This is a genomic window from Halpernia sp. GG3, assembly GCF_052976925.2.
Genome location: NZ_JBRIIR020000014.1, coordinates 291879 through 303839, shown reverse-complemented (window position 1 = coordinate 303839; position 11961 = coordinate 291879). Strand labels below are relative to the sequence as shown.

Here is an 11961-nt window from a genome sequence, read left to right as displayed (position 1 = left end):
TTCACTTTTGTCTAAATTTTCTTTCATTTTTATATTTGAAATGAGATTAACTTTAAATGAATATTAAAAATATATTTTGTATTTCTCTCTGAAATTGTTTTCAAAAACAAACTAAACGATAAAAGCATAGTAACTCGAAATAAAAATGCCAAAACTTTTTAGTTTCAGCATTCATGTAATTTTTTAAACTTTATTTTTTAATTATTTTTCTAGTAACTTTTTTCCCATTCACAAAGCCAGAAATCGTATATATCCCCTTTGATAATTTAGAAATATCAATTATTTCTGTTGAATTTTTAACTGATTTTATTATTCTACCAGCATTATCGAAAATTAAAAGATTCTCAATTTTCTCGGAAAAATTAAAGAAATCAGAAGTTGGATTTGGATAAATATTTAGTTTTATTGCACTAGCTTCAGCTGCAAATAAAAATGAAGTTGTAAAATTAGTACTACTCCAATTTGCAGTGTTGCAACTGGCTTTTACAAATACTTTATAAGAGGTATTTGGTGACAGACCATTGATATTATAATTTTTAGCCGAGATATTGGAAATTCGCGTACCAATTCCTATCGCAAAATTACCAACTCCATATTCTAAATCGCACAGATATGAGTCGCCGCTCCCAGATATATTACTTGAGGTTGAAGTTTTTTCAGCACTTAAATTTCCGACGGTATTTTAAAAATTAAGTTCAACCCACTCGCCAAGTGCGCCGTTATTAGTTCTTATAAATGTTATTATTTTTGACTGTTAGTAGTGTTTTAAAATATTAGCCTGCAGAAATTTGACTAACAAAAATCAAAAAATGAGATCTTGAAAAATCAAAATTGAAGAGTTTTTTTTACCTCAAATTTTCCATAAATTTGCGTTTTAATAAAATAATGGAAGAAGAATACAAATCACTCAATTTTATTGAGCAAATTATAGAAGAGGATCTCGCGAACGGTTTAGCAAAAGAAAAGCTTCGTTTTCGTTTTCCACCAGAACCAAACGGTTATTTGCACGTTGGTCATATAAAAGCGATCTGCATTAATTTTGGTTTGGGTGAAAAATATGGTGCGCCAGTCAACCTTCGTTTTGACGACACCAATCCTGAAAAAGAAGAGCAGGAATTTGTGGATTCTATCAAAAAAGATATTGAGTGGTTGGGTTTTAAATATGATAATGAACTTTACGCATCAGATTATTTTCAACAACTTTATGATTGGGCGGTTGAAATGATAAAAGGTGGAAAAGCCTACATCGATGAACAAAAATCTGAAGAAATTACAGAACAAAGAAAAAGTCCTTTCGAGGATGGTGTAGATTCTCCTTTTAGAAACAGGTCCGCAGAAGAAAGTTTAGTGCTTTTTGAGAAAATGAAAAATGGCGAATTTCCAGAAGGTTCTATGAGTTTGCGTGCAAAAATAGACATGAAATCGCCAAATATGAATATGCGTGATCCGGTCATGTACAGAATTCTTAAACGAGCGCACCACAGAACAGGTGAAACTTGGAAAATTTATCCGATGTATGATTGGGCGCACGGAGAAAGTGATTATTTAGAACAGGTTTCTCATTCACTTTGTAGTTTAGAATTTGAAAATCACCGTCCACTTTACGAATGGTATTTGTCAAACGTGAAGTCTGCCTATAAAAATACACCAAAACAGCGCGAATTTGCAAGGATGAACGTTTCATATTTAATTACCTCCAAAAGAAAATTACAAAGACTTGTTGCAGAAAATGTGGTGACTGGTTGGGACGATGCAAGAATGCCGACGATTTCGGGAATGAGAAGAAAAGGTTATACACCAACTTCCATTAAAAATTTTATTGAAAAAGTGGGTGTTGCAAAGCGTGAAAATTTAATTGATATCGCACTTTTGGAATTTTGCGTTCGCGAAGATCTAAATAAGATTGCTATAAGAATGATGGCTGTTTTAAATCCGGTAAAGTTAATTATAGAAAATTATCCGCCAGACAAAGAAGAATGGTTGGAAACAGAAAATAATCAAGAACAAGACAACGCGGGAACTCGGCAAGTCCCTTTTAGCAGAGAAATTTATATTGAAAGAGGAGATTTTCAGGAGGAAGCTAATAAAAAGTTTTTTCGCTTAAAATTAGGTGGCGAAGTTCGCTTAAAATCGGCGTACATTATTAAAGCCGAACGCGTTGAGAAAGATAAAAATGGAGAAGTCACAACGATTTACGCGACTTACGATCCAAATAGTAAATCTGGAAGCGGGACGGAAGAAAGTTTAAGAAAAGTGAAAGGAACTCTTCACTGGGTTTCAGCAAAATTTGCTCTACCAATAGAAGTTCGGATGTATAACCGACTTTTCACCGTTGAACAGCCAGATGCAGAAAAAGAAACTGATTTTCTTGAATACGTAAATCCGGATTCTTTAGAATTAATTCATGGATTTGGAGAACCTGCTTTTATGGATATAAAAATTGAAGAACCTTTACAATTTCAGCGATTAGGTTATTTTACAAAAGACAGAGATTCTACGAAAGAGAAATTGGTTTTTAACCAAACGGTGACTTTAAAAGATGGTTTTAAACCGGAATAAAATTTCATAAAATTTATATATCCAGAGTGTTGAGAATTAATTGACGCTCTTTTTTTGGAGTAAAATGAAACCAATTAATTCTACAATAACTCCAAAAATCAAAAATGACAAATATTCATTTTCTGTCAAATGAAAAAATCTTTTTGATAAAAAGGAAATTGGAATAAAAAAGATTCCCAATATAAAAAGAAAGCTGCCAACTTTTACTTTTGAAAGTTTCATTATTTAATTTAAGCAATTAGTGGTAAAAAATTATGAAAAGTTACAACTGAGAATTAGAAATAATGTTGTTTATAATAATATTTGCATGAATTCGGGAATTTTCTATAAACCAAAGATGAGTGTCTTTGCCACCACAAACTACGCCTGCAAGATATAAATTTGAAACATTTGTTTCCATTGTTTCGGGATGATAGAAAGGATTTAAGCAATCACCCTGAAGTTTAATACCAGAATTTTCCAGAAATTTGAAGTTTGGCAAATAACCGGTCAACGCTAAAACGAAATCATTCTCAATTTCTTGAACTATTCCATTTTCATCTCTAAAAATAACAGAATTTTCTTTGATTTCTAAAACCTCAGAATTAAAGTGTGCTTTTATCGACTGTTCCTTTACCCGGTTCTCAATATCCGGTTTTACCCAATATTTCACACTTTTAGAAAATTCAGAGTTCCGTATTATCATAGTGACTTCAGCGCCCTTTCTGTAGGTTTCTAAAGCAGCATCAACGGAAGAATTACTGGAGCCAATTACTACAACTTTCTGTTTTGCATAGGGATAAGGTTCCGTATAATAATGATGAACTTTAGATAAATTTTCACCCTCCACATTCATCATATTCGGAAAATCATAAAAACCTGTTGCGATAATTACATTCTTCCCCTGATAAATATTTTTTGTTGTTTCTAAAGTAAAGCTTTCTTGTTTTGTTATTTTCAAAACCTCTTCATAGAGATTGATATTTACGTTTTTCTGACGTGTAATTCCCTGGTAATATTCTAAGGCTTCTCTCCTACCCGGCTTTGGCGCAGTAGAAATAAAAGGAATTTTATCAATTTCTAATTTATCCGAAGTGGAAAAAAAAGTCATATAAAGGGGATAATTATAAAGCGAATTAACGATCGTTCCTTTTTCAATAATTAAATAAGACAGTTTTGCTTTTTCTGCTTCTAACGCGCAGTTTAGACCAATCGGTCCACCACCGATAATTATTACATCATATATCATTTTGCAAAGGTAGCAAAGGCCTTGCTAAAGTTTAATTTATCTAATAATTAATTTCTATTCTTTAAAACTACCCAGCCATTAAAGGTTCTTCCATCCGGCAAAGTCAGAAGATACCAGTAAGAATCTGTTGGTACAGGCCGAAAACCACTAATTTTCCCATTCCATTCTAATTTTGTAGAACTTTCCTTCTCATAAATTAATTTTTGATAACGGTCATAGATCTTTAAATTGGCCACTTTACCCTCAAAAACGTAAAGCTCATCAATCGCCCAAGTATCATTAATACCGTCTCCATTTGGTGAAAATGCATTTTTAACATTTAAAATCAACCCTTTCTTTCCTACGCCAAGGCATTCAGAATCAATAAATTTGACATAAAATGCTGTAACGCCTGCCGGTAAATTTTCAAAAATATTACTTAATTGGTAGATGATCCCATCTTTTGAATACCGTATTGCTTTACTGCCAGTTGCAATAACTGTAATTGTACTTCCAGTGGCAGACAAGTCTGTAATGACAGGAACTTCATATTTTTTAACTTTAAACTGTGTGGAGAACGTGCAACCATTCATAGCAATCACATTTATTTTATAAATTCCTTCCGTTTTAATATTTAAAATTTCATTATTTGTTGAAATTATTTGACCCGAGGGATCAATCCATTCGAAACTAACGATATTCAAACCCGAAAAATCTGGTTGAATACTTATAAAACCTTCCGGACAGAAATAATAATCTGGTAAAGAAAACATCGGTGTTTTTTTAAGCATAGGATTGATGACTAACATTTCCGGACAAAATCCTATATCTGAAACCTTTACATAAATTTTCTGTGGTCCTGATTTTTCATTAAATAAATAACTCTGTGGTGACTGAATTAAATTGCTGTAATTATGTAAATCAGTTACGGAAGTGAAATATTCAAAAGTTGCATTCCCACTGTAAATAGTGGTTTGAAACTGCGTTAAATCTACTGCTTCCTCCCCATTATTTCCAGCGTCACAAACTTTAGCATCAAAAGGACCATAATTTTTTAAAGGGATTTTTGTACCTAATATTAAATCAAATGAGGAAATATCATAACAGCCGGGAATATTTTCAATTCTTACCCACAATAAAGCTGGCAATGGGTTTGCACTAAAGGACTGAGGATTAGGAATTGGATTTATATTATTATTGGCATCAGATTCTGTGAAGAAAAAAGCAAAATGATTATCTGTGCTGTTCGTAGTGCTCATATTACTGGTGAAATTCAATAAATTTACGTCGAAAGAACCATCCAGATTATCATCACAAACATCAGCAATGGTAGATTTTAAAGCTTTTGGCGGAAGAGAAGTTTTTAAATTAACCGAAGCTACCGAATAACAGGTCGTTAATTTTGATGTAAATCTGGCCCAAATTGTCACATCAGAATCTTTTGTAATATAAGGCGACGGAATTTGTTTTGTTAGATCGCCCTCGTTTGCATCGGCTTCACTTACAAAAAACGAAACTGTAAGATCAGCTAACAAAATTTTATTATCTGTTTGAATAAAGTTTTGAGGAATTGCCTCATTCAAATTAAAAGATTCATTCAAATTAAAATCGTAATCACACTTCGCCAAATTTGCTTTTTTAAGAACAATTGCAGGCAAAAAATTAAGCGTAATATCTATCGAACTTACAGAATAGCAGCCGCCATCCGCGAAAGTAACTTGCGCGTAGACTTTAGAAACGCCTTTCACAGGAAAAGTAATTGGCGTTGTAATTAAACCTGATAAAGAATTATCGGTAGGATTATAATTTGTATAATAATTAAAAGTTGCTGGTTTTGAACCTCCATAAATTTCGGACTGAAGTTGTGTAAGATTAAAATTCTCTATATTATCATTATTATTATCGCACACAGAATTTCTAACAATAGTTAAGTGCTCTTTAATTATAGGTGTCACAATAGAATGTAAATTAATTTCAAAAATATTTGGGCAACCATAGGAAATAATTTTAACAAATAATTTCTTAGAATTCACCAATGTAAAATTAGTTATTCTGTTCGCGTCTGATTGTGCATCACTATTCGTTTCGTAATAAAAAACCGTGGCATTTTGCGACCCGATTATAGCGCTGTTCAAAGAATTCAGATTAACATTTTCAGTATTATCATTTTTAAAATCGCATATTTCAAATTTATTCTGCGCAATCACAGGATGAACAAGATTAATAATCACTTTTTTAAGTGCATAACATCCGGCAGGATCAGAAAATTTGACGAAGAAAACATTGGAAACAAAATAGCCGTCCCTTGTTAATTTCTGTAAATTTAAGATTACATTTTGGTCAGATTCGGCATCCGCTTCACTCAAAAAATAAGTTTTGATGATGCCGGTCAACGGATAAATGAGCATATCTTTGGTATAATCATCTAAATTAACGTCAATATCTTGAGTGCCATCAAAACAGATATAAGAAGTTTGGTCTTTTGCCTCAACTTTTGTAAACTTAATATCTAAATTTATGGTTGCAATACTAAAGCATCCTCCGGGGATTTCCACCCTCGCATAAACAATATATTTGCCCTCCTTAATAGTGGTAAGATGTGATCCATTTCCGGAAAAAGCCTCATCATAAGTATTAAAATAAGTGAAAACATAATTTGGATCTGTAGCAATTAATGAAGATAATTTAAGATTGAAATCGAAAGGCTCCGTATTATCATCTTTTAAATCGCAGGTTGTAAAAGGAAAATCAATAGGAGTTTTAATGACAGGTGAACTCAAAAATTTAACCGTAATTGGCCCAAAAATTTGCTTGCAATCTGGAGCTTGGTAAACAATAAAAAATTGCTCATTATCAGTAATGTCAGTATTTTTAAATTCATTTTGATTATTTTCTGCATCTGTTTTGTTTTTAAAATAGTGCACGAAACCATTCAGCGGCAAGTTAAATAATTTTGGATTTAGCAGAGAAAGTACATAATTTTTTTCAACGCCGTCATTATTGACATCACAGATTTCAGCTTTTGTACTGATTAAACTTTTAGAAATTAAATCTATTTTTAAAACTGATGTTCGGTAGCAGTTTGGATCTGTAGGATTCTGAATACGCACATAAAGAAGCATATTATCATTCAGTTCAAAAATCGGGGGCAGCAAATTTTGATTATTTTTCGCCTCAGCCAAAGAATTATGAAAAGTAAAACGCAGATTAGAAGGAATTTGAGGTGTTAAACCTTGAAGATAATCATCTAAGTTAACAGTTATTGGAGTGTTACCACATAAAATCTTCGTGTAACTTTTAGCCAATGGAAAGTCTGGGGCAAAACTGACCAAACTTTCAGCATCAATATCAAAATTATTACTGCCACATACTGCATATTTAAGTTTTACACCATATATTTCATTTTTTTCGGGGCAAACAGTCACCGTTTTGCCAGTTCCGATATTTACTTTATCAGAATTATACCAAGAAATCTGCGGAATCACTTCATTCCCGTTTGCTTTAAATTTCCAAGCTTCTTGTTTAGCAGACCAAATACCTGTATTTCTGCCTGGGGGGGAGTAACCTTTAGTACCATCGTCATTAATAATTCCGATCAAAGACTCTTTAAATTTAGCTGTTATACACGGAAGTGGCTTTTCATCTACAAAAATTTCTATATCATTTGTACCTTCGTTCAAAATAATTTGAGAAGTTGAAGTTTGTTCACAGCCGATTACTCTCCCTTTGTAATAATTAATTACCAGTTTTCTGAAAGGCAAAGTTCCAACTACAGAATAATAAATTTCTGAATCATTTTTTTGGGAAAAAACAAGGTCTTGCGCTACTCCAAAAATACTATTTAGAGGTAATGAAATATCGGGATTTTGTACTTTTATATTCGGGTAACTCACATTTCCCAGCTGCGCACTGTTGAATGTGATGATCCCATTACTACCAATTATTACTTCGTTATAACTTTTTCCAAAAAAGCAAAAATTAAATGGAATGATTACCTTTTTTAAAAACAGATCATCTGCATCAGCCAAAAGTGGAGTTCCACTATTAAAAGCACCGTACGGCTTAAAATCTTCAGATTCTACGGAATAAACTGTTGTCTCAAAAAGTTTGGGATATGTTACAGATAATGGAAGACAATTACCGTTCAACGGATAATTGCAATCTATCACTGGGTTTTCATTCCCCTGTGCATCTGTAATTTTAGGCAGAAAAAATGTAGCTTGCCCTTCAACATTAAAAGTAATGGTGGCAAAAAGATAAAAATAAAAAAGTAAATATTTCGTCATTTCTTAATTTAATAGGAAGACAATAAATTACTTTTTCAGAATTTGTGTTGACCACAAGTAGGATTTTATATTGTGGCTTTTATAAATGTTTTCACATTTATAAAGAACAAGTTTACGCTTTTCTAATTATAAACTATCATATTTTTTAAAAATTATAGTGACTTCACTCGTAATTTTTTTTTAATAATCGTCTTTGCGTAGCATATAATAAGTTAGCTTCTCTAAAACTTCACAATTTTTTATCATAATCTAAAAAAAATAAATCTTAAAATACACGTAATATTTCAATGTATAAAGGTTTTCGAAACTTTAAGATTTTTGTTAAGTAGACAGATGCTTAAATTTAGAAAAGTTTTACGTTAAAATATTTAATCGTGATTTAAAATTAAAAAAAACTCTGGATAATTCCAGAGTTTGACTATTTTTTTAGAAATTTATATTTTACAGCTTAAAAAAATTTTAAATGATTTCTTAAGTTGGTAATGTAAAAGTTTAAGAAAATTATTGTCGTAATATTTTATCGCTAGAACTATTGACAATATTAAAATTTTCAATCAAAACATTTTTCAATTTTCCTTGCTTTCCAATAATATAAAAAATTTGACCTCTATTAGTCGGAGGATTTCTCTTTTTTACCACTTCGCCATAAGTTAAGCTTGGGACTGATAAATCTTCAAATGTTGAAATTTCAACATGATTTGAATCCAATATTTTGACTTCTATATTACTTTTACGACCATCTTTTAAAAAATATTTGTAATTAATATTTTTTAAATTTTCTTTTACTTTAACTTTAATATTCCAACCACTAAACCCACTTGTACCCATATAAACTGCAGACTTATTTGCATTGATTACACGAAAATCTTGCGCACAAGATAACGTTATAATAGAAAGCAGGATTAGTGATAAGAAATATTTCATCAATTTATTTTACAATCAATTTAGTGGTTAAAATATCTTTTGTTCCATTATTCACTTTTACAATATAAACACCTAATGGTAAATTTGAATTTATAGTTTTTGCATTACTTACATTGCTTTCTTTATAAACTAATTTTCCACTTACATCAAAAATAGTTACTAATAAATCTTTAGTTTCTACAGTTTTAACGTTAAAAATACCGCCTGTTGAAGGATTTGGATATATGGAATTTTGATTATTAACTAAATTTTCTGAAGTTCCTAAAGCAGTTGTCGTATTAGTAGTAGTGAAAATACCTCTACCAAATGTAGTTGCTAATAAAGTCTTATCACTCGGTCTATAATCTAAATTTGTGATTCTAACATTACCAATTCCCTTATTATAAACTGCCCACGTTGGTGATGCGGTATCAAAATTTGTAGTTCCAAATATACCAGACTCGGTACCGAGCAATACTTCTTTTGGGTTATCCGGATTAATAAATGCACAACGAACGGGAACATCTACCAAGTTTCCTTTTTTATTTTGCCAAGTTGCACCGCCGTCTATTGTATAATAAACACTTATGGTATTAAAATTGGAAATAGTAATCAATATTTGGCTTTCATTCACTCCAAATTCAATATCAGAAATATTTCCTACAAACGGATTGTTTATAGAAGTAATAACAGGCGTTGTATTTGCATTTGTTACTTTCAATAACTTATTTTTTGTGGTACCTACAAATAATGTAGTGCTCGCTATTGTAAAAGGTGAAACAACTATTGCACTTAATGTTTCTGAGTTGTTTGCTACACCTAAATCTAATTCATCCTTTACAATAGTTGTTTGATCTACGACATTTGCAGCACCTGAAGGTGCCGCAGTTTTTAAATTTTTTATTCTGAATAATTTAATATTTGGATTATCTGCTTTATAGCTATATAATATATCAAGGTTTCTATCTATAGCATATTCATTAATAAAATGACCTGTCGCATTATCTGGCGCTAAAAAAACATCTGCCTTAATTAATCCATTATTGTTAGTAAGATAAAGGTTATTATTTGTATAAGCACTTGTTTTGTAAGCATTTTTATCATCGAAACCTACAAATCCACCATCACCACCTGTATATTCTGTGTCTAAATAAGAAGTTGTAAGGGTACCTTGTGCAACAGGCGCTCCCATAAATTGTTGAGTACCATTATCCTGTGTACCTCCCAAAATTTCTTCATTTGCAGCAGTACTAAAAGGATTAAGCTGCCCGTTATAGTATTGAGTCACGTTGTACCTATTATTTCTGACAGATGCATAAGAAAGACTTGACGCAGCTGCCCTGTTAGGAACATAAAAAACGCCACCGTCACCCCCAAAAATCATTTGTGTACTGGTTGAAATACTAGGGTTAAAAACAATTGCATGATGATCTGAATGTACTACCGGTAAATTATTGAAATTCGGTAAATTATCGAAATTAGCAGTACTGTTTGTCCATTTAGTAATTGGTGTCCATGTAGCGCCACCATCAGTAGTTTTATGGAAATCAATACCACCTACATAAACCGTATTATCATTTGAAGGGTCTACTGCCACTACCAAATCATAAAAAGATTGACCGCGTGTAAAATCAAATGGTGCTTTCGCATCTTTTTCGTAATTTTTTGGAACTGTAAGTGTAGGAGTTCCTCCAAAAGAAGATTGCCATGTAACTCCAGCATCTGAAGATCTTACAAATCTAACGATATCATTATTTGTAGCGCTCGTAGTGGCTGTGCCGGTTCCCTGCATCAATGCATAAATTAAGTTGCTGTTAGTTTTGGAACCTACGACTTGCACTCTTGCAGATATATTTCCTACTGTATATACTTCATTAAAAGCGGCGCCATCGATAGATTTAAAAATTTTTCCACCTGTAGGATTTCCATATCCATTTCCGGTAGTGCCCACATATATAGCGCTTGAACTACTGATATAAATACTGTTTGCACTTACTTTTTGACCAGGTACCATATCTATCTGTGTAAAGTTCGCTCCGGCGTCTATAGATTTATAAAGGCCAACTTCGTTAATTCCTATAAACTGCATTAATTCTGGGGCACCTGTAGTATTTCCAAGTCCTACGTAAACTTCACTTGCACCATTATTATTCCGTACCTTGATATCATTCACGAAGAAATTGCCATCTACGGTATCTGTTCCACTGTAAACTTTAGTTTTAAGGAATATCTGTGTCCAAGTACTTCCACCATTTGAAGTTTTCCAAATTCCTGATCCTATCGCTCCATTTGTGTAAGATTCGCCCGTACCCACATAAAAAATCTGAGAATTATTGGGGTCGTACGTAATGCAGGATACAGTCATATTTGCCCAAATATCAGATACTTGTTTCCATTCAGAATTTGCATCTGTAATATCGTTATTATACCAAAGTCCGCCTGAAATTCCGCCTGCCCACACTTTTTTACTAGTTGCATCATTAGGATCAAACATAATAGCTCTGGTTCTACCACCTACTTTATAGGGTCCTCTTTCTGTCCACTGGTTGGTTACATCTACTTTGCCAGTTAGGCTGCTATTGCTAGATGGAAACATTTTCATCGCATTGCCAGAAGTAGGATCATATTTACCCTGTCTAATTTCTTTATCTACATTTATAACATTCTGTGGATGTTGCTTTCCTGTTTGCACATCCATTGTTTTAATATAATCTAAAGCTACAAATTGCTCAGGTGTTTTCTGGTCAAGATCAGCGCCACCTTTTTCCGCTTCTTTTTCTTTAGTTTCTTCGTTTTTAGAATAAATCTTTATTACCTTTTTATAGTTTTTACTATAAAGTTTTCTTTCTTTTTTAATCTCCTTGGAAGACTGAGCTTCTAAAGAAATTGTTGTTCCTAAAAGCACCAATAAGGTAATTTTAAGTAGTAAGTTGATTTTTAATTTCATAAGATTATTTTTATTTAATTATCGAGCGTTTTTTACTGTTTTTTTAAAATATTCTTTCA

6 protein-coding genes are annotated in these 11961 nt (G+C 32.1%); 1 reads left to right on the top strand and 5 read right to left on the bottom strand.

The annotated features are described in order from the left end of the window. Positions 1-190: 190 nt before the first annotated feature. A complete protein-coding gene (locus tag ACVBED_RS08795; RefSeq protein WP_447121547.1) occupies positions 191-394 on the bottom strand; it encodes a T9SS type A sorting domain-containing protein in 204 nt (67 codons plus the stop codon). A 491-nt stretch (positions 395-885) separates the two neighbouring features. Here ACVBED_RS08795 and ACVBED_RS08790 point away from each other — a divergent pair, with 491 nt between their 5' ends. After that, a complete protein-coding gene (locus ACVBED_RS08790) occupies positions 886-2559 on the top strand; it encodes a glutamine--tRNA ligase/YqeY domain fusion protein (protein ID WP_473094876.1) in 1674 nt (557 codons plus the stop codon). Between the two features lie 262 nt (positions 2560-2821). Here the strand turns inward: ACVBED_RS08790 and ACVBED_RS08785 are convergent, their stop codons facing one another. The 4 genes from ACVBED_RS08785 to ACVBED_RS08770 form a co-directional block, all read right to left on the bottom strand. Beyond that, on the bottom strand, positions 2822-3787 hold the full coding sequence (locus tag ACVBED_RS08785) for a YpdA family putative bacillithiol disulfide reductase (protein ID WP_473094875.1): 966 nt from the start codon (positions 3785-3787) through the stop codon (positions 2822-2824). A 47-nt stretch (positions 3788-3834) separates the two neighbouring features. After that, positions 3835-8052 carry a T9SS type B sorting domain-containing protein gene (locus ACVBED_RS08780; protein ID WP_473094874.1) on the bottom strand — a complete coding sequence of 1406 codons (4218 nt, stop codon included), beginning with the start codon at positions 8050-8052 and terminating at the stop codon, positions 3835-3837. Between the two features lie 501 nt (positions 8053-8553). After that, positions 8554-8976: a hypothetical protein gene (locus ACVBED_RS08775; RefSeq protein WP_447121500.1), complete on the bottom strand. Its 423-nt coding sequence runs from the start codon at positions 8974-8976 to the stop codon at positions 8554-8556. Between the two features lie 4 nt (positions 8977-8980). Further along, positions 8981-11902, bottom strand: a complete 2922-nt coding sequence (locus tag ACVBED_RS08770; RefSeq protein ID WP_473094873.1) for a T9SS type A sorting domain-containing protein — start codon at positions 11900-11902, stop codon at positions 8981-8983. Between the last annotated feature and the right edge of the window lie 59 nt (positions 11903-11961).

Bases quoted from the DNA above. Each gene is read 5' to 3' on its own strand.
- ACVBED_RS08790 (WP_473094876.1), top strand. From the start codon at position 886: ATGGAAGAAGAATACAAATCACTCAATTTTATTGAGCAAATTATAGAA.
- ACVBED_RS08785 (WP_473094875.1), bottom strand. From the start codon at position 3,787: ATGATATATGATGTAATAATTATCGGTGGTGGACCGATTGGTCTAAAC.
- ACVBED_RS08780 (WP_473094874.1), bottom strand. From the start codon at position 8,052: ATGACGAAATATTTACTTTTTTATTTTTATCTTTTTGCCACCATTACT.
- ACVBED_RS08775 (WP_447121500.1), bottom strand. From the start codon at position 8,976: ATGAAATATTTCTTATCACTAATCCTGCTTTCTATTATAACGTTATCT.
- ACVBED_RS08770 (WP_473094873.1), bottom strand. From the start codon at position 11,902: ATGAAATTAAAAATCAACTTACTACTTAAAATTACCTTATTGGTGCTT.